This is a genomic window from Blochmannia endosymbiont of Camponotus sp. (assembly GCF_023586365.1).
Taxonomy (GTDB): Bacteria; Pseudomonadota; Gammaproteobacteria; order Enterobacterales; family Enterobacteriaceae; genus Blochmanniella.
Map to the genome: position 1 here is coordinate 737,166 of NZ_CP097759.1, position 26,948 is coordinate 764,113.

A 26,948-nucleotide genomic window follows, 5' to 3' on the forward strand; every position below is an offset into this window, starting at 1 on the left:
TTTTTAATATTTTATATTTTTGGAAATTTTTATGTCTCTTACAAAAGAACAAATTTTAGATGCTATTTCCAATATGTCTGTTATGGAAATAGTTCGGTTAACTTCTATGATGGAAGAAAAATTTGGAGTCTCCGCGGCTTCATTGACTACTGTTGAACCTGATACATCAGAGGCAATCGTAGAAGAGCAAACTGAATTTAATGTTTTTTTAACTGCTATTGGTAATAACAAAATTCCTGTCATTAAAACTGTGCGCAGTATCACTGGTCTAGGGTTAAAAGAAGCTAAAGAATTAGTGGAATCTGCTCCTGTCATTTTGAAAGAATCAATAAACAAAGATGATGCTGAAACTTTAAAAAAAACTCTAGAAACAGTAGGCGCATCTGTCGAAATTAAATGAAGACAAATTAAATAATTTATTATTGATTCGGTTGGCTGTAGGGTTTTATATCATTTATATGGAAGTGATATTTAATATTTAACAAATAGTAGAATTATGGTACTTCTAAATTCTATATGCATTTTAAAAAATAAAAGCACATAAATACTATATGTATCTAAGTCGAAAATAGATATATAAGTTTATTAACTATGTTATATAGCAACTAGCTTATTTCTTTGAAAAAACAATCGCCCATATTAACTATCGAGGAACTTTATGGTGTATTCTTATACTGAAAAGAAACGTATTCGTAAAGACTTTGGAAAACGCCCTCAAGTTTTGGATATTCCATATCTTCTTTCTATTCAGATTGATTCTTTTCAAAAATTTATTAAACAAGATCCAGAAGGACAATGTGGATTGGAAGCAGCTTTTAGATCCGTTTTTCCAATTAAAAGCTATAATGGAAATGCTGAACTACAATACATCAAATATCAGTTAGGAGAACCAACGTTTGATGTGAAAGAATGTCAGACACGCGGCGCTACCTTTTCTGCTCCATTACGCGTACGTCTATGTCTAATTATTTATGAACGAGAGGGATTAAATAACACAATAAAAAATACTAAAGAACAAGAAGTATATATGGGTGAAATTCCTCTCATGACTAATAATGGTACTTTTATTATCAATGGCATTGAACGAGTTATTGTGTCTCAATTGCATAGAAGTCCGGGTGTGTTTTTTGATAGCGATAAAGGCAAAACACATTCATCCGGAAAAGTATTATATAATGCACGTATTATTCCATATCGTGGATCTTGGTTAGATTTTGAATTTGATTTAAAAGATAATTTATTTGTTCGAATTGATCGACGACGCAAGCTACCAGTAACAGTGATATTACGAGCTTTAAATTATACTACCGATCAAATTTTAAACATATTCTTTAACAAAGTAGTATACGAAATTCAGAATAATACATTATATATGCATTTAATCCCTGAAAGATTGCGCGGTGAAACAGCATCTTTTAATATTGCTGTTAATGGTGTTATATATGTAAAAAAAGGACGTCGTATTGCAGCTAAACACATTCGTCAATTAAAAAAGGATAAAATTTCAAAAATTGAAGTACCCATGGATTATATAATTGGTAAAGTTGTTATAAAAGACTATTTCGATAAGAATACAGATATGCCTATTGTTACAGCTAATACAGAAATATCCGCTGACATATTGCATAATTTAATTCAATCGGGATATGAATCTATAGAAACATTATTCAGCAACGATTTAGATTACGGTAACTATATCTCTGAAACTTTGCGTATTGATGCAACTACAAATAAATTTGATGCATTAATAGAAATTTATCGTGTAATGCGTCCAGGGGAACCCCCGACTAAAGAAGCTGCCGAGTATTTATTTGAAAACTTATTTTTTTCAGAAGAGCGCTATGACTTGTCTTCTGTAGGAAGAATGAAATTCAATCGTTCATTACAACGGGCACAAATAGAAGATTTGGGAACATTAAAAAAGGATGATATTGTTGATGTAATAAAAAAATTGATTGATATTAGAAATGGAAAAGGAGAAGTAGATGATATCGATCATTTGGGGAATCGACGTATTCGTTCTGTAGGTGAAATGGCAGAAAATCAATTTAGAATTGGATTAGTTAGAGTAGAACGGGCGGTGAAAGAACGCTTATCTTTAGGTGATTTAGACGTATTAACTCCTCAAGACTTGATTAATGCTAAACCAATTTCAGCCGCAGTAAGAGAATTTTTTACTTCTAGCCAATTATCTCAATTTATGGACCAAAATAATCCATTATCAGAAATTACTCATAAACGTCGCATATCTGCGTTAGGACCAGGAGGTTTAACTAGAGAACGTGCAGGATTTGAAGTGCGTGATGTCCATCCTACACATTACGGTCGAGTCTGCCCAATTGAAACTCCAGAAGGACCAAATATAGGTTTAATTAATTCATTGTCTGTATATGCTCGAGCTAATAAATACGGATTTTTAGAAACTCCATACCGAAAAGTCCAAAATGGTGTTGTCAGCAATGACATTCATTACTTATCTGCAATTGAAGAGGGTGATTTTGTTATTGCTCAAGCAAATACAAACCTAAATTCAACAGGAGAATTTATTGACGATCTGGTAACTTGCAGAAATAAAGGTGAATCCGGTCTTTTTAAAAAAGACCAAGTTGATTATATGGATGTATCTACACAACAAATAGTTTCAGTTGCTGCTTCATTAATTCCTTTTCTTGAACACGACGATGCCAATCGTGCTCTTATGGGTGCAAACATGCAACGCCAAGCTGTTCCTGTTTTATGCAGTGAAAAACCACTAGTGGGTACTGGAATGGAACGTGCAGTAGCTATAGATTCTGGTGTTACCGTGGTAGCTAAACGCGGCGGTGTCGTTAAATATGTGGATGCGTCACGTATTGTCATACATGTTAATGAGAATGAAACACATACTGAAGAATCAGGAATTGATATCTATCACTTAACAAAATATATTCGATCTAACCAAAATACTTGTATCAATCAACGTCCTTGCGTATCTTTAGGAGAACTAGTAGAACGTGGAGATGTTATCGCGGATGGTCCATCTACTGATTTAGGAGAATTAGCTTTAGGTCAAAATATGCGAATTGCATTTATGCCTTGGAATGGATATAATTTTGAAGATTCAATGTTGGTCTCGGAACGTGTAGTACAAGAAGATAAATTTACAAGTATACATATTCAAGAGTTAACTTGTGTATCTCGTGATACTAAATTAGGACCGGAAGAAATCACAGCTGATATTCCAAATGTAGGAGAGACAGCTTTATCTAAATTAGATGAATCTGGAATTATCTATATCGGCGCAGAAGTAATAGGAGGAGATATCCTCGTTGGAAAAGTTACACCTAAAGGAGAAACTCAATTAACACCAGAAGAAAAATTGTTACGTGCTATTTTTGGTGAAAAGGCATCCGATGTAAAAGATTCATCTTTACGTGTTCCTAACGGGGTTTGTGGTACTGTAATTGATGTACAAATATTTACTAGGGATGGCATTAATAAAGATAAACGTTCATTAATAATTGAATCCGAGAAATTAAAACAGGTTAAGAAAGATTTAAGTGAAGAATTACAAATTTTTGAATCAGCTTTATTTGATCGTGTCTACGATGTATTAATGGCCAGTGGAATTGACAAAAAGAAATTGTTTGAAACTAGTCGCAATGCTTGGTTAGATCTGGTGTTATCAGATCCAGAAAAACAATATCAATTATCTCAATTAACTAAACAATATTTTGATTTAAAACGCATTTTTGAAAAAAAATCAGAAGTGCAACATCGTAAAATTACTCAAGGAGATGAATTAGCCCCTGGTATTTTAAAAATAGTTAAAGTATATTTAGCTGTAAAACGCCAGATACAGCCTGGCGACAAAATGGCAGGAAGACATGGAAATAAAGGAGTAATCTCTAAAATTAACCCCATTGAAGATATGCCATATGACCAACATGGAATACCGGTAGATATCGTACTCAATCCTCTTGGAGTGCCATCTCGAATGAATATTGGTCAAATTTTAGAAACACATCTTGGTATGGCGGCAAAAGGTATTGGAGATAAAATAAACTTTATGTTGCAACAACATAAAGAAGCAAATCAATTAAGAAGCTTTATGCAGCAAGCGTATAATTTAGGAGAAGGATCGCGTCAACACATCAATCTTAATTTATTTTCAGATGTAGAAATATTAAAATTAGCTAAAAATTTAAAAAAAGGAATGCCTATTGCTACTCCAGTATTCGATGGAGCTACAGAAAAAGAAATTAAAGATCTTTTAAAATTGTCAGGATTACCTAGCTCTGGTCAGATTACATTATTTGATGGGTGCACAGGGGAAGCATTCGAGAGACAAGTGACTGTGGGCTATATGTATATGTTAAAACTAAATCATTTGGTAGACGATAAAATGCACGCACGTTCTACTGGTTCTTATAGTTTAGTAACCCAACAACCATTGGGTGGAAAAGCTCAGTTTGGAGGTCAACGTTTTGGAGAAATGGAAGTATGGGCATTAGAGGCTTATGGCGCATCATATACTTTACAAGAAATGTTAACTGTAAAATCAGATGATGTAAATGGACGTACTAAAATGTATAAAAATATTGTTGATGGTAATCATACGATGGAACCGGGAATGCCTGAGTCTTTTAATGTTTTATTAAAAGAAATTCGTTCTTTAGCAATTAATATTGAACTAGAAGATTAATATTTTTTAATTAATCTCTCTATATATAGATATATGTTTGTAAAGCATATAGTACTTATATGTTCAAAAGGTATAACTTTTAAAGGCTCATCTGTGAAAGATTTACTTAAATTTTTTAAGATACAACATACTCAAGTAGAAGAATTTAATGCAATCAAAATTGCACTTGCTTCTCCAGATATGATTAGATCCTGGTCTTTTGGTGAAGTAAAAAAACCAGAGACTATTAATTACCGTACTTTTAAGCCTGAACGAGATGGTTTATTTTGTGCACGCATTTTTGGGCCTATTAAAGATTATGAGTGCTTATGCGGTAAATATAAGCGTCTAAAACATCGTGGAGTGGTTTGCGAAAAATGCGGAGTAGAAGTAACACAAAGCAAAGTGCGACGTGAACGCATGGGCCATATCGAATTGGCTTCTCCTACTGCTCATATTTGGTTTCTAAAATCATTACCATCGCGTATTGGTTTGTTATTAGATATGCCATTACGTGATATTGAACGCGTTCTATATTTCGAATCCTATGTAGTAGTCGAAAGCGGTATGACTAGTCTCGAATGTCGTCAGGTCTTAACTGAAGAGGAATATTTAGATGCATTAGAAGAATTTGGAGATGAATTTGAAGCTAAAATGGGAGCCGAAGCCATCCAAATTTTATTAAGAAATACAAATTTAAAAAATGAGTGTGAATACTTACGAGAAATATTAGAAGATAGTAATTCTGAAACTAAACGTAAAAAAATAACAAAACGTATAAAATTAATTGAAGCATTTATATATTCTGAAAATAAACCTGAATGGATGATTTTAAATGTGTTACCAGTACTCCCTCCGGATTTAAGACCATTGGTTCCATTAGATGGAGGGCGTTTTGCTACTTCTGATTTAAATGATTTATACCGTCGTGTTATTAATAGAAACAATAGATTAAAGCGATTATTGGATTTAGCTGCTCCAGAAATCATAGTACGTAATGAAAAAAGAATGCTACAAGAAGCAGTAGATGCATTGCTGGATAACGGACGTAGAGGACGTGCAATTACTGGTTCTAACAAACGTCCTTTGAAATCCTTAGCTGATATGATTAAAGGCAAACAAGGTAGATTTCGTCAAAATCTTTTAGGAAAACGTGTTGATTATTCTGGTCGTTCAGTAATCACTGTTGGACCTTATTTAAAATTACATCAATGTGGATTACCAAAAAAAATGGCTTTAGAATTATTTAAACCATTTATTTATGGAAAATTAGAATTACAAGGTTTTGCTAGTACTATTAAAGCAGCTAAAAAAATGGTAGATCGAGAAGAAGCTGTAGTATGGGATATTCTTGATAACGTAATTCGAGAACATCCAGTAATGTTAAATCGCGCTCCTACATTACATAGGTTAGGAATTCAAGCTTTTGAACCAGTATTAATAGAAGGAAAAGCCATTCAATTACATCCATTAGTCTGTGCTGCTTATAACGCTGATTTTGACGGTGATCAAATGGCAGTACACGTGCCATTAACACTTGAAGCTCAATTAGAAGCTAGAGCTTTAATGATGTCTACTAATAATATTTTATCTCCTGCTAACGGAGAACCTATTATTGTTCCATCGCAGGACGTAGTATTAGGTTTGTATTATATGACTCGAGAACGTTCAAATGCTAAAGGTGAAGGAATGGTATTAACTGGCCCAAAGGAAGCGGAATATCTTTATCGTTTAGGTTTGGCCGATCTACATGCTCGTATTAGGATACGTATTACTGAATATGAATATGATAAAAACGGAGAATGGGCAAAAAAAACAAATCTTGTCAAGAGTACAATAGGACGCTCTATATTTTGGATGATTGTTCCTAAAGGATTACCATTTATCTTGGTCAATCAAGTATTAGGCAAGAAAGCTATATCCATAATGTTAAATAATTGTTATCGTTTGCTCGGGCTGAAAGCTACTGTTATCTTAGCCGATCAAATTATGTATACTGGGTTTGCATATGCTGCTCGTTCTGGAGCTTCTGTCGGTATTGATGATATGATGATTCCTTCGAAAAAAGCGGATATAATCGATGAAGCAGAATCTGAAGTGGTAGAAATACAAGAACAATTTCAAACTGGATTAGTGACAGCAGGAGAACGCTACAACAAGGTTATCGATATTTGGGCTGCGGCTAATGAACGTGTTGCCCAAGCAATGATGGATAATTTAGCTACTGAGACTGTGATGAATCGCGCTGGACAAACAGAAATTCAAGCGTCATTTAATAATATTTTTATGATGGCAGATTCTGGGGCGCGTGGATCAGCGGCACAAATTCGCCAACTTGCCGGAATGCGTGGTTTAATGGCAAAACCGGATGGATCAATTATTGAAACACCTATCACCGCAAATTTTCGGGAAGGATTAAATGTATTACAGTATTTCATTTCTACACATGGAGCGCGTAAAGGATTAGCGGATACTGCTTTAAAAACAGCTAATTCTGGTTATTTAACTCGTCGTTTAGTAGATGTTGCGCAAGATTTAGTAATTACTCAAGACGACTGCAATACATTTTCCGGTATCGTAATGAGCCCTGTTATTGAAGGCGGAGATGTAAAAGAACCTCTACGAGAACGTGTATTAGGTCGAGTTTTAGCAGAAGATATTCTAGAATCTAATACGAATGATAAAGTATTGGTTGTACGTAATACTTTATTAGACGAATACTGGTGTGATATTTTGGATGAACATTCAATTGATACTGTTAAGGTGCGATCTGTTGTGACTTGTGATACTGATTTTGGAGTTTGTTCAAAATGTTATGGTCGAGATTTAGCTCGGGGGCAACTTGTAAATAAAGGAGAAGCAATTGGTGTCATTGCTGCTCAATCTATCGGTGAGCCAGGCACTCAATTAACTATGCGTACCTTCCATATTGGGGGGGCTGCCTCCCGATCTGCTTTAGAATCGAGTATTCAAATTAAAAACACGGGTACTGTCTGTTTAAAAAATATCAAATCCGTGATAAATGGAGAAGGAAAATTAGTGGTTATATCACGTAACACCGAGCTTAAAATTATTGATCAATTTTCTCGTACCAAAGAAAGCTATAAAGTACCGTATGGCGCTATAATAACTAAAAAAAACGAAGAAAAAGTCATACATGGAGAAATAGTAGCTTATTGGGATCCACATACTATGCCAGTGATTGCTGAAGTAAGTGGATTTATCCAGTTTATTGATCTGATAGATGGTCAAAGTATTGTTAAACAAACGGATGAATTAACAGGATTAACCTCTATTGTAGTATTAGATACCTCTGAACGTGTGAGTGGCGCTAAAGATTTAAGACCTACATTGAAAATAGTAGATATTAATGGTTATGATATATTTATTCCAGGTACAGATGTGCCTGTGCAATATTTTTTACCTGGCAGAAGTGTAATTCAATTAGTTGATGGATCCAGAATTATTTGTGGAGATATATTAGCAAGATTACCGTACGAAAGCAGTGGTACTAAAGATATTACCGGGGGTTTACCGCGTGTTGCCGACCTCTTTGAAGCACGGCGTCCAAAAGAATCAGCAATTTTAGCAGAAATTAGCGGGACCGTTTCTTTTGGAAAAGAAACCAAAGGAAAACGCCGTTTAATGATCTCTCCTATTGAAGACGGTGATGTTTATGAAGAAATGATTCCCAAATGGCGTCATCTTAATGTTTTTGAAGGTGAATACGTAGAGCGTGGAGATATCATTTCTGATGGGCCAGAATCTCCACATGATATTCTGAGATTACGTGGAGTACACGCTGTAACTCATTACATTGTAAATGAAGTGCAAGATGTGTATCGTTTACAAGGAGTAAAGATCAACGATAAACATATAGAAGTTATTGTGCGTCAGATGTTGCGTAAAGCCACTGTGATTCGATCAGGCAGTTCTGATTTTTTAGTAGGTGAACAGGTAGAATATTCACGTATTAAAATTGCTAATCGAAAATTAGAAAACGAAGGAAAAGTAAAAATAAGTTTTATACGTAATTTATTAGGCATAACCAAAGCTTCATTAGCGACAGAATCGTTTATTTCTGCAGCATCTTTTCAAGAAACAACACGTGTACTGACAGAATCATCTGTAGCTGGAAAACGCGACGAACTACGTGGTCTTAAAGAAAATGTCATTGTTGGTAGATTAATTCCAGCTGGAACTGGCTACTCTTATCATCAAGAGCGTATACATCACCGTCATTCCAGTAATAAAAAAGAAACAGAAAAATCTGTAATAACAAATGTTTCTTCTCAAATTACAGCAGATGAAGCATCAGCGAATTTAACTGAACTATTAAACGCAACTTCTCCTAAATAAATAGAATTTCAAAAATATGATAACAAGCAAGAGTGAGAACTATATTGTAAAATCACGCTATAAGCATAAATATGATATTATTTGAGCTGATATTATTTAAGTTTATACTAAAATTTTTTACACATATAATTTAAAATATTTATTAACTTAAAAATGGGTGTGCAATTTTTGTTTTTTTTATAATAACCTTCGTGTTCGAAGTGAAATTGACAATTCATGATTATACTGTCGCATAACTTTGCTCATAAAATAAGCTATATTTATAAAATAATAAACACTTATTTATAGTCAAGTATAAATACATAACCTAATTAAATCAATGTTGTCAATAAAACATGTTTGCATTTTTCTTTATATAAAAAGTTAGTCCTTTTCCCTAATTTTTATAGATAAAATAAATTCTGTTCAAAATGTCTTTAAGAAAATTATTACCTACAATTTTTAAATGGTAAAAAATCTATTATTTTGTTGATACATAATTACTGTTATTATCAAAAAATGTCTTAGGACATTTGCATGTTCTCAAGAGAAATACAATAATTTTTTTAAACAATTAATGCCTAAAATGGCGAATATGCGTGAAAATCATCGCAATACCATACCGATCAGCAGTTTTAATAATTTCTTGATCTCGAATAGATCCTCCTGGTTGAATAATACATTTGATACCTATTTCGGACGCAATATGTACCACATCAGAAAAAGGAAAAAAAGCATCAGAAGCCATCACTGACCCTTTAGCATTTAATGTGCCCTGTCGTTCTTGGAAAGAAGTAGCTATTTTTGCTGCATATACCCTATTCATTTGACCGGTTCCAATTCCGATAGTTTGACAATTTTTAGCACAAACGATGGCATTAGATTTAACGAATTTAACCACTTTCCAACAGAACAATGCATCTTTCATTTCTTCTTTTGTTGGTTGCTGAATAGTAACTATTTCTAAATGCTCTAAATTTGTCATTATATCATAATCTTGTATTAATAATCCTCCATTAATTCGTTTGAAATCTACATCTGATGTTCGTGGGGTCCACATACCACACCTCAATATTCGTATATGTTTTTTACTAGATACAATACTAATACAATCTCGATTAATGTTTGGAGCAACGATTGCTTCGACAAATTGTTGACTAATAATAGCTTGAGCCGTGTTTTTATCTAAAGATCTATTAAAAGCAATAATTCCCCCGAACGCAGAAATCGGATCTGATTGATAAGCTTTAGTATACGCAGTGTAAATAGTATCAGATGTCGCTACACCACATGGATTAGTATGTTTAACAATCACACAAGTTGGTTCATCGAACATTTTCGCGCATTCTAACGCCGTATCCATGTCTACTATATTATTATAAGATAATGGTTTGCCTTGTAATTGCTGAGCAGCAGCAATAGATCCTGTTTGTTTCTTAGATGTATCCATATAAAATGCTGCGCGTTGATGCGGATTTTCTCCATAACGCATATCTTGTTTTTTTATAAATTTAAGATTCATAAAAGTTAAATTTTTAGGAAAATAAGGACAAGATTGATCGTAATAATGATCATTAGCAATGGATGTGTGATAGTTGCTTCGTAATTGTTGATTAAAATAATCAGAAATTGTATTATCATATTCAGTAACATATTTAAATGCTTTTACCGCCAAATGAAAACGAGTGTTTAAACTGATCAATCCATCATAACGATTGATTTCATCTAAAATTTTTTTATAGCTATTGCTATTGACTACAATAACTACGTTTTTATAATTTTTTGCTGCTGCCCTTACCATACTTGGACCACTGATATCAATACGATCTAACATTTCTTCTTGAGAATATTTCTTATTTTTTACAAGTAAGGAATTAAATGAATAAAAATTAACTACTACCATGTCAATTGGTGGAATATTATATTGACGCATGATAGGCTCATCTAATCCTCGTCTACCAAGGATTCCGGCATATACTTTATAGTGCAATGTTTTAACGCGTCCGTCCATGATTTCAGGCAATTTAGTATAGTCAGAAATTTTGATTACTGGCAATCCAGCATCAGACAACATTTGAGCCGTACCCCCAGTAGATAATAATTGAATACCCCGTTGAATTAATGCCTGAGCAAATTCTAAAATATTGGATTTATCAAACACACTAATTAATACACGACGAATTAACAATGATGATTGTATCATAATATCCTCGCAACAATAGTTAAACTAAGGTATCAATATAGCTTAATCAATATTAATCAATAATAACATATTTACAGTATTATTATTATATAATATTCCCTAAGACACAAAATGATTTAAATAATTTTTATAATTATAAAAATGTAGTTTAAATATTTTAAATAAAAACTATCAAATTATAAAATAATATAAATACTATTGACATCAGTCAAAATCAATGATAATGATGTGTTTGTTTTATTTTTAAAATAGTATGAAATATATATGATTAGAAATATAGTTCTTTAACAATATGATTTTTAGATAATTGATGTGGGCACTTAAGCGAATATAAGATATAGTACTATCCATTTTAAAACATAAAAAGTTAATTCATTGATAGTTACTGATTAAAATTAACAAATTTAGTTTATAAATGGAAATTAGATTTTAAATTGAAGAGTTTGATCATGGCTCAGATTGAACGCTGACGGTAAGCTTAACACATGCAAGTCGAGCGGCAACAGAGAGTTGTAAATTTATACAGCTCTGCTGGCAAGCGGCAAACGGGTGAGTAAAGTCTGGGGATCTACCCGATGGAGGGGGACAACTATTGGAAACGATAGCTAATACCGCATGAAGTCATTACGACCAAAATAGGGGACTTTTTTATTAATTAATAAAAAAGCCTTATGCCACCGGATGAACCCAGATAGGATTAGCTAGTAGGCGGGGTAATAGCCCACCTAGGCCACGATCCTTAGCTGGTCTGAGAGGATGATCAGCCACACTGGAACTGAGACACGGTCCAGACTCCTACGGGAGGCAGCAGTGGGGAATATTGCACAATGGGGGAAACCCTGATGCAGCTATACCGTGTGTGTGAAGAAGGCCTTAGGGTTGTAAAGCACTTTCAATGGGGAAGAACTTAGTATTGCTAATATCAATACTAATTGACGTTACCCATATAAGAAGCACCGGCTAACTCCGTGCCAGCAGCCGCGGTAATACGGAGGGTGCAAGCGTTAATCGGAATTACTGGGCGTAAAGAGTACGTAGGTGGTTTGTTAAGTCAGATGTGAAATCCCTGAGCTCAACTTAGGAACTGCATTTGAAACTAGCAAGCTAGAGTTTCGTAGAGGGGGGTAGAATTCCAGGTGTAGCGGTGAAATGCGTAGAGATCTGGAGGAATACCAGTGGCGAAGGCGGCCCCCTGGACGAAAACTGACACTCAGGTACGAAAGCATGGGGAGCAAACAGGATTAGATACCCTGGTAGTCCATGCCGTAAACGATGTCGATTTGAAGGTTGTAGACTTTGAGCTGTGACTTTCGGAGCTAACGCGTTAAATCGACCGCCTGGGGAGTACGACCGCAAGGTTAAAACTCAAATGAATTGACGGGGGCCCGCACAAGCGGTGGAGCATGTGGTTTAATTCGATGCAACACGAAGAACCTTACCTACTCTTGACATCCAAAGAATCTTATAGAAATATGAGAGTGCCTTCGGGAACTTTGAGACAGGTGCTGCATGGCTGTCGTCAGCTCGTGTTGTGAAATGTTGGGTTAAGTCCCGCAACGAGCGCAACCCTTATCCTTTGTTGCCAACGAGTCAAGTCGGGAACTCAAAGGAGACTGCCGGTGATAAACCGGAGGAAGGTGAGGATGACGTCAAGTCATCATGGCCCTTATGAGTAGGGCTACAAACGTGCTACAATGGCGTATACAAAGAGAAGCGATCTCGTGAGAGCAAGCAAACCTCATAAAGTACGTCTTAGTCCGGATTGGAGTCTGCAACTCGACTCCATGAAGTCGGAATCGCTAGTAATCGTGGATCAGAATGTCACGGTGAATACGTTCCCGGGCCTTGTACACACCGCCCGTCACACCATGGAAGTGGGTTGCAAAAGAAGTAAGTAGCTTAACCTTCGGGAGGGCGCTTACCACTTTGTGATTCATGACTGGGGTGAAGTCGTAACAAGGTAACCGTAGGGGAACCTGCGGTTGGATCACCTCCTTACTTTATCGAAATAATATGAGCAAAAGTGCCCACTTCAATTGTCTAATATTTTTATATGATAATTAAAATATTTATAAAACACCAAGATTAAATTTTTGTTGTTACTAGAACTCGGTCCCCTTCGTCTAGAGGTCTAGGACACTGCCCTTTCACGGCGGCAACAGGGGTTCGAAGCCCCTAGGGGACATTGTAGGCTTTCATGATAAACGGGGTTTTATAAATAAAAAGTTTAGTATTTTTTTTGTTCTTTAACAATAAGGGAAAAGCTTAAAATTAAACAATTTTAGTGTAAACACTAATTACTATTTGCGATTATTTGTAAATGTACATTACATAATTTTTTATTTATAAAAAAAATAAGATGTAATAATAATTGCTATGATTATTTGCATTACAAGAATATATAGCCATATATGCATATATTATACTAATTTTACCCTAAAAGTATAATTAGAGTATCTAAATCACAGATACGTGTAATGTCTTAATAAGATTTAGAAATTTGAGGATTGCGAAGTTAAGTAATTTAAGCGTACACGGTGGATGCCTTGGCAGTCAAAGGCGATGAAGGACGTGCTGATCTGCGAAAAGCATCGGTAAGCTGATTTGAAGCGTTTTAACCGGTGATTTCCGAATGGGGAAACCCAATGCAATTTAAATTGTGCATTATTATTCAGTAAATTCATAACTGAATAAAGCAAACCAGAGGAACTGAAACATCTTAGTACTCTGAGGAATAGAAATCAATTTGAGATTCCCTTAGTAGTGGCGAGCGAACGGGGAACAGCCCAGAGTTACATAGCGTCGTTAATATATTAAGAGAATAATTTGGAAAAATTAGCAATATAGAGTGATAGCCTCGTATCTGAAAATATATTAATTACCATAACTCAACAAGTAGGACGGGACACGTGATATCCTGTCTGAAGATGGGGGGACCATCCTCCAAGGCTAAATACTCTTGACTGACCGATAGTGAACCAGTACCGTGAGGGAAAGGCGAAAAGAACCCCGGCGAGGGGAGTGAAATAGAACCTGAAACCGTGTACGTACAAGCAGTAGGAGCGTGAATGTTGCTAATTTGCGTGACTGCGTACCTTTTGTATAATGGGTCAGCGACTTATATTCTGTAGCAAGGTTAACTAAATAAGGGAGCCGTAGGGAAACCGAGTCTTAACTGGGCGTTAAGTTGCAGGATATAGACCCGAAACCCGGTGATCTAACCATGAACAGGTTGAAGGTTAGGTAACACTAACTGGAGGACCGAACCGACTAATGTTGAAAAATTAGCGGATGATTTGTGGTTAGGGGTGAAAGGCCAATCAAACCGGGAGATAGCTGGTTCTCCCCGAAAGCTATTTAGGTAGCGCCTCGTAAATTCTTCTTTAGGGGTAGAGCACTGTTTCGACTAGGGGTCCATCCCAGACTACCAACTCGATGCAAACTACGAATACTAAAGAAAGTTATTACGGGAGACACACGGCGGGTGCTAACATTCGTCGTGGAGAGGGAAACAACCCAGATCGCCAGCTAAGGTCCTTAAGTCATGATTAAGTGGGAAACGATGTGAGAAGGCTTAGACAGCCAGGATGTTGGCTTAGAAGCAGCCATCATTTAAAGAAAGCGTAATAGCTCACTGGTCGAGTCGGCTTGCGCGGAAGATGTAACGGGGCTAAATCATGCACCGAAGCTGCGACAATAGAATTTTATACTTAAGTATTTTTAAATTTGTGATTTATCAGTTATTGAGTATAAAACTATTGGGTAGGGGAGCGTTCTGTAAGCCTGAGAAGGTGTGTTGTAAGACATGCTGGAGGTATCAGAAGTGCGAATGCTGACATAAGTAACGATAAAGCGGGTGAAAAACCCGCTCGCCGAAAAACTAAGGTTTCCTGTCCAACGTTAATCGGGGCAGGGTGAGTCGACCCCTAAGGTGAGGCCAACAAGCGTAGCCGATGGAAAACAGGTTAATATTCCTGTACTAGATATAACTGCGATGGGGTAACGAAGAAAGCTAGGTTCTCCGAGGATCGGTAGTCTCGGTTTAAGCGTGTAAGCGGAAAGATTCAGAAAATCTAATCTTTCTGACGCTGAGGCGCGATGACGAGTCATTAATATGGCGAAGGAATTAATGCTATACTTCCAGGAAAAACCTCTAAGCTTCAGGTTATATCTAATCGTACCATAAACCGACACAGGTGGTTAGGTAGAGAATACTCAGGCGCTTGAGAGAACTCGGGTGAAGGAACTAGGCAAAATAGTGCCGTAACTTCGGGAGAAGGCACGCTGGGACGTAAGTGAAGGAACAAGATTTGCTTCTGGAGCTGAAACCAGTCGAAGATACCAGCTGGCTGCAACTGTTTATTAAAAACACAGCACTGTGCAAACACGAAAGTGGACGTATACGGTGTGACGCCTGCCCGGTGCCGGAAGGTTAATTGAGAGGGTTATCTTCTTAACAAGAAAAGCTCTTGATCGAAGCCTCGGTAAACGGCGGCCGTAACTATAACGGTCCTAAGGTAGCGAAATTCCTTGTCGGGTAAGTTCCGACCTGCACGAATGGCGTAATGATGGCCAGACTGTCTCCACCCGAGACTCAGTGAAATTGAATTCGCCGTGAAGATGCGGCGTACCCGCGGCAAGACGGAAAGACCCCGTGAACCTTTACTATAGCTTGATACTGAATATTAAATATTGATGTGTAGGATAGGTGGGAGGCGATGAATTAAGAGCGCTAGCTCTTATGGAGCCATCCTTGAAATACCACCCTTTGACATTTGATATTCTAACTTAGATCCGTTAGCCGGATCAAGGACAGTGTCTGGTAGGTAGTTTGACTGGGGCGGTCTCCTCCCAAAGAGTAACGGAGGAGCACAAAGGTTAGCTAATCACGGTTGGACATCGTGAGGTTAGTGCAAAGGCATAAGCTAGCTTAACTGCGAGAGTGACGATTCGAGCAGATGCGAAAGCAGGTCTTAGTGATCCGGTGGTTCTGTATGGAAAGGCCATCGCTCAACGGATAAAAGGTACTCCGGGGATAACAGGCTAATACCGCCCAAGAGTTCATATCGACGGCGGTGTTTGGCACCTCGATGTCGGCTCATCACATCCTGGGGCTGCAGTAGGTCCCAAGGGTATGGCTGTTCGCCATTTAAAGTGGTACGCGAGCTGGGTTTAGAACGTCGTGAGACAGTTCGGTCCCTATCTGCCGTGGGCGTTGGAAGATTGAGAGGGGCTGCTCCTAGTACGAGAGGACCGGAGTGGACGCACCACTGGTGTTCGGGTTGTCATGCCAATGGCATTGCCCGGTAGCTACGTGCGGAAAAGATAACCGCTGAAAGCATCTAAGCGGGAAACTTGCCTCAAGATGAGTCTTCCCTGAGGGTTTTAAAATCCTCCTGAAGGGACGTTAAAGACGATGACGTTGATAGGTCGGGTGTGTAAGCGCTGTGAAGCGTTGAGCTAACCGATACTAATGACCCGTGAGAGCTTAACTTCGCAATTCTGAAATTTTTAAATGATTGGCGGTTATAATATAAAATAGAGAAAATATGAACGGGTACAAATTGACATTTAATTTTTATAAAATACGATTGATTAATCGATCAAATCTAATCTTGTGCATTCTGTAAAGTAATTGGCTTATTTTTTTAGGATAATTGGATACATGTTGTAACGATGTATAATGCAAAACATGATTCGTATGCATACGAATCATGTTTAATTCTTTATTTTTTTGATGAAATAACAATTTACATGGATCATGAACAAGCAAAGCATTCTCTAAATCAAATCTTATAGATCTAGGATTTAAGTTATTTCCAGTAATCAACTGCCATTCATCATCTACCCAAATACCTTTCACATGATACCCATTATTACCTTCTTTCCACATCCGCACTAATAATCGTTTATTATCAATATATTTTTGTAATTTTTTTAGAAAATAACGTAAATTTAATTCATATAAATATGGTAAAGCACTAATTAATGTAAATGGATGATGTATAGGAACATAAAAATCATTAGCAATTTTATCACCTACAATAATTTCTATATTTATTCCCTGACGTAGTAAAAAAACCAAAGCACGTATTAACATAGTAGGCATATTAAAATAAGGTGTACACAATACAACTTTACTTCTTGCCGAATAAATTAAATGATAAATAGTTTTATTAAGAGTGCTATTTTTACCTAACCCAACTAATGGAGAAATTGCTAATTCATTAAATGTAGCGTTACCCTGATAATGGTAACAAACTCTTCGTAAATTACGACGCAACAAACGAATATTATTCCTACTTTTATTTAATTTTTTTAAAGAATCTCCATACCCCAAATTATTAGTCACTTTTGAAGACAACAATTCTTTATCAATATAATTCAACATAATATCAGATAATTGTGGATTACGTATTACATGATACCGATCATATCGATATTTAGTATTTACATGTAAATACTCATCACTTAAATTAGCACCACTATACAATATCTGATCATCAATAATAAATCCTTTTAAATGAAGAACGCCTAAAGCTTCATTCACATTAATCGGTATTCCATATATTGCAATCTCAGTATTAGGATACTGTTTTATAATGTCTGTATACCAATCAATATTCGTATATTTTTTAGAAGAACCAATACGAGTTCTTCGTGCGCGATGCCAATCTACTAAAATTTTAATTTTGATTTGAGGGCGAAGTTTTTTAACATGGAATAAAGCATCGATAATTTTTTTACCGCCTGGATCATCGTCTAGATACAACGTAACCAAACAGATATGATTGCTTGCCCTATAAATAGCACGCAGTAATGCAGTTCTGAATTCCTTAGGACTGAATAAAATCTTAAAATAATCTACTTTCTGGATAATTTTAGGCAATTCTCTAAGAAATATTTGATGATCATCATATTTATTTAATTCACTATATTTTCTTTTTTTTATCATAACGATCAAAAATATCTTATTTTAATTTTAAAATACATATTGCAAAATATAATAATCATACATAATACAAATAATCCAATAAATCAACATCAAATATCATACGTGCACGGAAAGAAAATAAACACCATAATGTCTAATTTTTAAAAAAAATCCTTTTTACAAACACTGAATCATCAGAAATAATACTAATATTTTATTACTAATAATATATCATATATATATATATCTTCAAAAATATAATAAATTAGTAAATTACTTTCTTTAAAAAAATTAGTTAATGTTCTATCGTATCAGAAAATATATTAATCAATACAACACCAATAATAATTAAAGCAATACCAATAACAGCTAAACTATCTAATTTTTGATCATAAAATACATATCCCGCTACAGTAATAAACACAATACCAAGGCCAGCCCAACAAGAATATGCAATACCCATCGGTATTGTTTGCAACACTAAAGATAATAATATAAAAGAGAGCGTATAACCAATCACTACTACAATAGAAGGACATAATTTACTAAATCCTTCAGATGCTTTTAAGGAAGCTGTAGCAATAACCTCGGAAAGAATAGCAATAAATAAATATAAATAATCCATAAGATTTTATTCTTCATTCTTTAAAACTTTTTAAATTACATGCAATAAACATTTTTGAATTAAACACAATCATGCTATGAACAAAGAATAGATTTGTTCATAGCATGATAAACGAGAAATAAACATGATCTCATTAGAGAAATTTTTGAGTGGCGATCAATAAGATAGAATTTTTATTGATTTGAATAAACAAGCTATAACCAAAACTCCAAACCATGCATGCCAAGAATATAAAAACTATATTTACCCTCAATTTATCTTAATGCATTAAGATAAATTGAAAATCCCCTGTAAATTTCATCATCTTTCATCATTCAATTTCTTTTTTTATTTTATTTGATCCGTAAATTATGGTGGAGCTGGCGGGATTCGAACCCGCGTCCAGAATTCTTCTTATCCTTAGTAACCTACATGCTTAGGTCTTGAATTACATTTAATTGGCGTAGATATATCAAGACCAATCACTAACCAACTAGCTTTTAATACTTAACGTTAAGCCAAAAGCAAGCACTCACGCGCACTCTTATTTATATGACCTCTCTACTTATTTTAATATCTAAGAGTAAATATTGAAAAGAGAGGGAACCTTCAGGATATTAGTCTGATTTAAGCTGCTAAAGCAACAGATTCTTTATATGTAGTATTTGCATTTATTTTTTTGAGGCTTTTTACGAGGCCTACCTCACCTCGGCATGCACTTTAAATAATAAGATACTCCGTCGAATCCAAAATCAGCCCCATTCTGATATTAAAAATAATTATATCACCGAAACACTGTATATACAAACAATTATTATTTCGTATATTTTAGTATATGTATTTTTTCTTTCTTCCATTTATGCATATGTATTATATTTCTCTTGTCGTATTTTTTTTTACCTTTAGCAATTCCAATATTCACTTTAATCCAAGAATTTTTCCAATATAAATCCAAAATAATCGCAGTATAACTTTTTTGATTAACTTTTTCCATTAAAAATAATAATTCATTTTTTTTTAACAACAACTTACGCACACGAACGGAATTGTGAGCTTCATTATAAAATTGGGTTACATTTGATTGAAATATAGAATTACAAATATATGCTTCCTTATTATAAAAAGATACGTAACTATTATCAATAATTACCATATTAGAGCGTGCAGATTTTACTTCCCACCCTAATAATGAAATTCCAGATTCAATTTTTTTTTCAATAAAATATTCATGATATGCGTGTTTATTTTGTGTAATTTTCTTTAAAATTAACTGGTTCATAACAATTTTTTTTAAAATATTATTTTTTATTACTAAAAACGATTATATTAATATAAATGTAATATTCAAACCCATTTAAAACAGGATTGATATGGCTTACATCAAATATTTTATCTCAGTACCATATAGTGTAGAACAAATGTTTTATTTGGTAAATGATATTAATTCTTATACTAAATTTCTTCCTGGATGCAATGTAAGTAAAATTTTAGAACAAAATAATAATGAATTAATTGCTGAAATGAATATAGTTTCTAATGGAATTGCTAAATCATTGATCACTCATAATTTTTTTATACATAACAAAAGTATCTCAATCCTTTTGGTAAAAGGACCATTCAAATCATTTTATGGATATTGGGAATTTATTCCTATTACTTCTGCTGTCAGTAGAATTGAATATTTTTCTCATTACGAATTTAAATCAATATTTATCGAAAAAATTTTTAATCATATTTTTAAAACTAAATATAAAAACATAATTACAGCATTCATTTCCAGGGCTCATATAATGTACGGTACTTATCATACATAACAACATAAAAACACCTTAGAAGCATGATTACCTTTTTTCTACAGTTACTAAGATGTCATGAGCATCAAATTTTAATGTCAAAATTTGATGCTCCAACATTTTATTACCACTACGATAATAAAAGATATAATACCATATATTTGGGTTTAAAAAACCCTCTAATGTCGGCTCTCCGATATTAGAAGAGATTTCCAATTTTGTCATTCCAACACGAATTTTTTTAATATCATATTCATTTAAATAATTACCTTGCTTAATATCAGAGTATTGAGGCATATATTGCAACATAGTACAATTCATGCTACATATCAGAGTTATAAAAAAAATAATGGTATGTAGCGTTCTAAAAAATACTTTCAAATACATAATTTTTTGCTCAATCTATTTTTCAAATGTAATATAAAATTAATACTCATATGATTATTGTTTAATTACACCTATGATTTTTTTTGTTATAATTATCAATACAATATTATTTTTTATTTTCAGCAATATTCTGTGACCAACCAAGCTTAATATTTAGTGTCTTAAAATAGTTATAATTACTAGGGTGAATCAAATCAAGATAATGATTACTACGTTGAATAAAAATTTCCTCTTCTTTACATACCAAAACAGGAGTTTGATTATCATAACCTATTTTCAATTCAGATGTTACTTTAGAAAATTTCAGACAAATCATACTTTTACTATTAATCACAACTGGCCGAGATGACAAAGTATGAGGGCATATTGGTACTAATAAAATAGCATCTACTGTAGGGCTAAGAATAGGTCCTCCAGCAGATAAAGCATATGCGGTTGATCCAGTTGGAGTAGAAATAATTAAACCATCGGATCTCTGTGAAAAAATAAAGTTATCATCAATATATAATTCAAATTCAATCATATGTCTAATTGTGTTTGTATGTAAAATAACTTCATTAATAGCACTACCTAATCTGATTAAATTATTGTAACGTTGTACTGTTACATCTAATAAAAAACGCTTTTCATTAATAAAATGCCCTGATAGAACATCAGATAACTCCACTAGCGCTGAATTAGGGTCTAAATCAGTAAGAAAACCAAGAGTTCCACGATTGATCCCAATAACTTTAATATCGTGCCGTGCTAAAATATTCGCAGCTCTTAACATATTGCCATCTCCGCCTATGACTATAGCTAAATCTGCGTAATTTCCTATATCGTTTAAATCACCTACAACTGCTTTTTGTGCATTTAATAAACTAGCAGCATGATGTTCGATTATTACTGTAATCCCTTTACTATATAACCAATGATATAATATATCATATGTATGTACGGCTTTTGGATAACGAGAATATCCGATAATACCAATAGTACGAAAAATAGAAGAAGTCATATTATTATTGAATCCTTTCTGTTTTTGTTATAACTTTTACTCATAATAAATGATGTCTTGAATACCTGTTATTCATCCTTATAATAACTGAATTATAAAACATATAATCAGGAAACGGAGGAGAAAATTCATGATAGATAATAATGTAAAAAACAATATTGATGAAAGTACATTACGGAATGAAAAATCAGAAAAAGAAGAACTATTAGAATCTGTTTCGATAGCAGATAACATTATTGATCCTAAAAATGATCAAATTATTAAATTAAAAATAAAATTAGCGCAACTTCAAGAACACGAACGTAATACCGTATTACGCCTTACAGCTGAAATAGAAAACATCCGTCGACGTAATACTCAAGAAATAGAAAAAATCCATAAATTTGGATTAGAACGATTTATCTTTGAATTATTACCAGTAATTGATAATTTAGAACGTACAATAAATATTTCAGATAATTCTAATACTTCACTATCTGCTATAATAGAAGGTATTGAATTAACATTAAAATCATTTTTAGACACTGTGCACAAATTTGGATTAAAATCCATACATGAAATTAACGTGCCATTCAATCCTGAAATACATCAAGCAATATCTATAATAGAATCTGAAGACCATAAACCCAATCAAGTATTAACAATAATTCAAAAAGGATACATCCTGAATGGAAGATTAATTCGACCTGCTATGGTAACAGTATCACAATCTAAATGACGGATTATTATGTTTTTTTAAAATGTTATAAATAAAAAATAGTGCTTATTGTATATTTACAAATTTTCATGCACCCCTTCATGAAATAATAACGTGCTGTATTTTTAATCTAATTAATATGATCATACTTTACATAAAATTTTCATAAACAATACAATTATATTTATTTAATTAATTTAAATTAAATTTAATAATTAAATTCATTAAATTATATAAATTTTTTAAATATATTATAAATTATTAATTTATCATTGTTGATTTATCGTGATAAATCAACAATGATATTTAAAATACAAAACATAAAATAACCAAAGCTACATAAAGGAAATTATCCTTCATAGTATATTTTTTTACTTATATTAGATTGATTCAATTGTTTTGGGTTGCCAATTAATAATTTGTTTATTTTGTTGCGTCAATAATATATTAACCTTAGAAAAATGATGACATCCTAAGAATCCACGTCGAGCTGATATAGGTGAAGGATGTGGCGCAGTTAAAATATAATGTTTTTTATAGTTAATGATGCTACCTTTGTGTTGAGCATACTTACCCCATAGTAAAAATATAATTTTTTCCTTATATGTGTTCAGTATACATATTACTTTATCTGTAAATCGTTCCCATCCAATATCAGCATGAGAACAACTTCTTCCTGCCTCAACAGTTAAAATACTGTTAAGCAATAGCACCCCTTCCTGAGCCCAACCCTGCAAACAACCGTGCTCTGGTATTACAAAATTGGGTATATCAGATGCAAGTTCTTTATAAATATTCCTTAAAGAAGGAGGCGGCGAAATACCAGGCAATACGGAAAATGCAAATCCATGTGCTTGATTAGGTCCGTGATAAGGATCCTGACCTATAATAACAACTTTTATAGATTTAAAACTAGTAAAACGAAACGCGTTAAAAATATCTTTTTTTTTAGGATAAATCGTAATACCTTTTTTTTTACGTTCCTCTATGGCAAACAATATATTCTGAAAGTACGGCAATGTTTTTTCTTGTGATAACAAACGCCGCCAAGTCAATTCTTGAGACACAGTCTTTTTCCGTATTATTATGTAATCGTACAAATAAAATTTTCATTTATCATCGATATTTTCATTTATCGATAAAAATTTAAACACTAATAATTTATTGGTAATTTTTTTGATCTTAATACTAAAGATTATAATAAACAGTTAATATCAAAAATTATAATAAATTTATTACAACACTATACGAGATAGTCTAATCATGAAGTATATCCAATAATCGAATAGGTAACCATACATACTTGCAAATAATTCTTCAAAATATCGTAAATATTCTTATACAATCATTTTCATATGCATCTATAATATTTTATTATACACTAATTAATTACTATTTTTATATTAACTATATTTATTTTTTTGCATTCAACTAATATTAATCATGATAAAATACATACGTAATTTTTCCATTATTGCGCATATTGATCACGGAAAATCAACGTTATCTGATCGGTTTATTCAAACTTGCGGTGGATTAAACGAACGTGAAATGACATCTCAAGTATTAGATTCCATGGAATTAGAACGAGAACGTGGCATTACGATAAAATCACAAAATGTGACACTCAATTATACGTCTAAAAACGGTCAACCTTATCAGCTGAATCTTATTGATACTCCTGGTCATGTTGATTTTTCTTATGAAGTTTCTCGATCTTTAGCGGCATGTGAAGGCGCCTTATTAATAGTAGATGTTACTCAAGGAGTGGAAGCGCAAACTGTAGCCAATTATCGAATTGCTAAAGAAATGAATTTAAAAATCATTGTGGCATTAAATAAAATTGATTTATCAACAGCAGATCCTAATCGAGTATCTCAAGAAATTAAAAACATCATTGGTATTGACGTAAACAATGCAATACAATGTTCAGCTAAAACTGGTTATGGCATATCAGAATTATTAGAGCGTTTAATTTATGATATTCCTCATCCTCAAGGAGATCCATCCGCTCCTCTGCAAGCACTAATTATAGATTCTTGGTTTAATAAATATTTAGGTGTTGTATCGCTAATATGTATCAAAAATGGTAAATTATATAGAGGTGATGTGTTGAAATCCATGAATACAGGTCAAAAATATACTGTTGATCAAATAGGTATCTTCACTCCAAAACAAGTAAAACGAGAAATGTTAGCTTGTGGAGAAGTAGGTTGGTTAGTTTGTGCCAACAAAAATATCATAAAGACCCCTGTAGGAGATACATTCACTCTGTCAACTCGTCCCGCAAAAAATGCGTGTCATGGTTTTAAAAAACTTCAACCTTATGTTTATGCAGGATTATTTCCTATAGACTCTAAAAATCAAAAAATCTTTCATGACGCTTTATATAAACTTAGTTTAAATGATTCTTCTCTATTTTATGAGCCAGAAAGATCAGAATTTTTAGGTTTAGGATTTCGTTGTGGGTTTCTTGGGCTATTACATTTGGAAATAATTCAAGAAAGATTAAGACGGGAATATTCACTTAATTTACTTGTTACAGCTCCAATGGTAGTATATGAAATATTAACCATTGACAATCAAATAATGTATGTAGATAGTCCATCAAAATTGCTCTCTTTAACTAAAATTAAAGAAATACGCGAACCTGTTGTTTTATGTAACATATTGTTCCCAAAAAAATATCTTGGAGAAATTATTTCTTTATGCATTAAAAAAAGAGGCACTCAAGTTGACATAATATACCATGGTGATCAGATTACATTAACTTACGAATTGCCTATGTCTGAAATAATATTAAATTTTTTTGATCAAATAAAATCAGTATCTCATGGATATGCTTCATTTGAATATAAATTCAGTCGTTTCCAGATATCGAACATAGTGTGTATAGAAATATTAATTAATAAAAAACGTATTGATGCATTAACGGTAATTACGCATCAAGAAGAATCTATATATCATGGACGTCTATTGGTTAATAAACTACAAAAATTAATCCCAAGACAACAATTTGATATTGTGATTCAAGCAACTATTGGTAAACGAATAATATCGCGTGACATTGTAAAACAGCTACGGAAAAATGTTTTAGCAAAATGTCATGGAGGCGATATAACTCGAAAGAAAAAATTATTATATAATCAAAAAGAAGGAAAAAAACGTATGAAACAAATAGGTAATGTTAATTTACCACATACTGTATTTCTAGCAATCTTTGATGTCAATAACAATAAAAAATAACTAAAGGATTTTATTTGTATGATTAACGCATTTTCTTTGACCTTAGCAATTATTACAGGAATATCGGGTATTTTCTGGAGTATAAAAAAATTGCGTACAATAATGTATAATCGTGATCAACATAAAAAAATATTCCTTCAAAAATCAACCAATACTTATCAACAATCAAGAAATGCTTATTCATTGATAATATCATATTGTTCAATAATTTCTGAATTTATATCTTCAATTTTTCCGATATTATTATTAGTATTTATAATACGATCATTTATTTTTGAACCATTCCGAATACCTTCTGGATCCATGATGCCTACTTTGTTAATAGGAGACTTTATTTTAGTAAAAAAATTCATATATGGCATTAAAAATCCTATTACTCAAAAAACATTGATTAATACCGGACATCCAAGGCGTGGAGATATAGTAGTGTTTAAATATCCTAAAAATCCCGAACTAAACTATATTAAACGAGTAATTGGAGAGCCAGGAGATAAAGTAGTCTATAACATTATTACTAAACAATTAATGATATATGCCAATCATGTTAATAACATTGCATGTATACAACCATTACCTATTGTTTATAGTAATGTTGTTCCTAGCAATTTTATTCAAGTATTTAATAATGACGTGAACGGAAAGGTTAATTCTTCCTTTATTCAAATAGGACCGCATCAAAAATGTTCTCATGGCATTCGACTCATTCAAACTACAGAATCGTTCAGTGGAATAGAACACAACATCTTAACAATGATACCACCTGGCGATCAAAACTTAATAAAAATGTATGATCAGCATACAAAGCACTTAATATCTGAGTGGTTAGTGCCCGCAGGCGAGTATTTTGTAATGGGAGATAACAGGGATAACAGCGCAGATAGTCGTTATTGGGGATTTGTTCCTGAACGCAATATAATAGGAAAAGCAATAATAATTTGGATGAATATAAAAAAGCAACAAGAAGGAATATGGCCCATTAGTATCCAACTCCATAGAATTGGTAATATACAATAAGTCATTTATATTCTTTAATCATAAATTAGAATTATTTTATTACATTTGTTGTAATGAATCTGTTTGACA

At 33.3% G+C, this 26,948-nt stretch carries 14 protein-coding genes, 1 tRNA gene, 2 rRNA genes and 1 other RNA gene; 10 read left to right on the forward strand and 8 right to left on the reverse strand.

Annotated features, from left to right (window positions below; translation table 11 throughout):
- Positions 1 to 31 precede the first annotated feature (31 nt).
- The 3 genes from rplL to rpoC all read left to right on the forward strand — a co-directional run bounded on the left by rplL (position 32) and on the right by rpoC (position 9,022).
- The gene (gene rplL, locus M9407_RS03105; protein WP_250231793.1) at positions 32 to 400 is read left to right on the forward strand and encodes a 50S ribosomal protein L7/L12; all 369 of its coding nucleotides are present in this window, start codon (positions 32 to 34) and stop codon (positions 398 to 400) included.
- Positions 401 to 658: 258 nt separating this feature from the next.
- Positions 659 to 4,684, forward strand: coding sequence for a DNA-directed RNA polymerase subunit beta (gene rpoB, locus M9407_RS03110; RefSeq protein ID WP_250237041.1), 4,026 nt, complete (start codon positions 659 to 661; stop codon positions 4,682 to 4,684).
- Positions 4,685 to 4,777: 93 nt separating this feature from the next.
- Positions 4,778 to 9,022 carry a DNA-directed RNA polymerase subunit beta' gene (gene rpoC, locus M9407_RS03115; protein ID WP_250237042.1) on the forward strand — a complete coding sequence of 1,415 codons (4,245 nt, stop codon included), beginning with the start codon at positions 4,778 to 4,780 and terminating at the stop codon, positions 9,020 to 9,022.
- Positions 9,023 to 9,575: 553 nt separating this feature from the next.
- On the opposite strand, the gene purH is transcribed toward rpoC, so the two are convergent.
- Entirely contained in the window at positions 9,576 to 11,204 is a 1,629-nt protein-coding gene (gene purH, locus M9407_RS03120; protein ID WP_250237044.1) for a bifunctional phosphoribosylaminoimidazolecarboxamide formyltransferase/IMP cyclohydrolase, read from the reverse strand.
- 431 nt (positions 11,205 to 11,635) lie between these two features.
- Here purH and M9407_RS03125 point away from each other — a divergent pair.
- The 3 genes from M9407_RS03125 to M9407_RS03135 all read left to right on the forward strand — a co-directional run bounded on the left by M9407_RS03125 (position 11,636) and on the right by M9407_RS03135 (position 16,700).
- Positions 11,636 to 13,202: ribosomal RNA gene (locus M9407_RS03125) — 16S ribosomal RNA — on the forward strand.
- 114 nt (positions 13,203 to 13,316) lie between these two features.
- Positions 13,317 to 13,389: transfer RNA gene (locus M9407_RS03130), tRNA-Glu, on the forward strand.
- Between the two features lie 328 nt (positions 13,390 to 13,717).
- Positions 13,718 to 16,700, forward strand: a 23S ribosomal RNA gene (locus tag M9407_RS03135).
- Together the 16S and 23S rRNA genes with 1 tRNA gene alongside form the textbook arrangement of a ribosomal RNA operon.
- Before the next feature lie 82 nt (positions 16,701 to 16,782).
- Here M9407_RS03135 and pssA read toward each other — a convergent pair.
- The 4 genes from pssA to smpB form a co-directional block, all read right to left on the reverse strand.
- Positions 16,783 to 18,159: a CDP-diacylglycerol--serine O-phosphatidyltransferase gene (gene pssA, locus M9407_RS03140; protein ID WP_250237050.1), complete on the reverse strand. Its 1,377-nt coding sequence runs from the start codon at positions 18,157 to 18,159 to the stop codon at positions 16,783 to 16,785.
- 274 nt (positions 18,160 to 18,433) lie between these two features.
- Entirely contained in the window at positions 18,434 to 18,763 is a 330-nt protein-coding gene (locus M9407_RS03145; protein ID WP_250237051.1) for a DMT family transporter, read from the reverse strand.
- A 351-nt stretch (positions 18,764 to 19,114) separates the two neighbouring features.
- Positions 19,115 to 19,502, reverse strand: a transfer-messenger RNA (tmRNA) gene (ssrA, locus tag M9407_RS03150).
- A 54-nt stretch (positions 19,503 to 19,556) separates the two neighbouring features.
- Positions 19,557 to 20,021 (reverse strand): SsrA-binding protein SmpB, encoded by a 465-nt coding sequence (smpB, locus tag M9407_RS03155; RefSeq protein ID WP_250231803.1) that lies wholly within the window; start codon positions 20,019 to 20,021, stop codon positions 19,557 to 19,559.
- A gap of 91 nt (positions 20,022 to 20,112) precedes the next feature.
- On the opposite strand from smpB, the gene M9407_RS03160 reads away from it, so the two are divergent.
- Positions 20,113 to 20,556 carry a type II toxin-antitoxin system RatA family toxin gene (locus tag M9407_RS03160; protein WP_250237052.1) on the forward strand — a complete coding sequence of 148 codons (444 nt, stop codon included), beginning with the start codon at positions 20,113 to 20,115 and terminating at the stop codon, positions 20,554 to 20,556.
- Positions 20,557 to 20,583: 27 nt separating this feature from the next.
- Here the strand turns inward: M9407_RS03160 and M9407_RS03165 are convergent, their stop codons facing one another.
- Together M9407_RS03165 and nadK are read right to left on the reverse strand one after the other, a co-directional pair.
- Positions 20,584 to 20,844, reverse strand: a complete 261-nt coding sequence (locus tag M9407_RS03165) for an outer membrane protein assembly factor BamE (protein WP_250235099.1) — start codon at positions 20,842 to 20,844, stop codon at positions 20,584 to 20,586.
- A 184-nt stretch (positions 20,845 to 21,028) separates the two neighbouring features.
- Positions 21,029 to 21,922: an NAD(+) kinase gene (nadK, locus tag M9407_RS03170; protein WP_250237053.1), complete on the reverse strand. Its 894-nt coding sequence runs from the start codon at positions 21,920 to 21,922 to the stop codon at positions 21,029 to 21,031.
- Between the two features lie 130 nt (positions 21,923 to 22,052).
- Between nadK and grpE the strand changes: the two genes are divergently transcribed.
- The gene (grpE, locus tag M9407_RS03175) at positions 22,053 to 22,640 is read left to right on the forward strand and encodes a nucleotide exchange factor GrpE (RefSeq protein WP_250237054.1); all 588 of its coding nucleotides are present in this window, start codon (positions 22,053 to 22,055) and stop codon (positions 22,638 to 22,640) included.
- A 359-nt stretch (positions 22,641 to 22,999) separates the two neighbouring features.
- Here the strand turns inward: grpE and ung are convergent, their stop codons facing one another.
- Positions 23,000 to 23,686: a uracil-DNA glycosylase gene (gene ung / locus M9407_RS03180; protein WP_250237055.1), complete on the reverse strand. Its 687-nt coding sequence runs from the start codon at positions 23,684 to 23,686 to the stop codon at positions 23,000 to 23,002.
- A 376-nt stretch (positions 23,687 to 24,062) separates the two neighbouring features.
- On the opposite strand from ung, the gene lepA reads away from it, so the two are divergent.
- Positions 24,063 to 25,865, forward strand: coding sequence for a translation elongation factor 4 (gene lepA, locus M9407_RS03185; RefSeq protein ID WP_250237056.1), 1,803 nt, complete (start codon positions 24,063 to 24,065; stop codon positions 25,863 to 25,865).
- 18 nt (positions 25,866 to 25,883) lie between these two features.
- Positions 25,884 to 26,879, forward strand: a complete 996-nt coding sequence (lepB, locus tag M9407_RS03190; RefSeq protein ID WP_250237057.1) for a signal peptidase I — start codon at positions 25,884 to 25,886, stop codon at positions 26,877 to 26,879.
- The last annotated feature ends 69 nt before the right edge of the window (positions 26,880 to 26,948 follow it).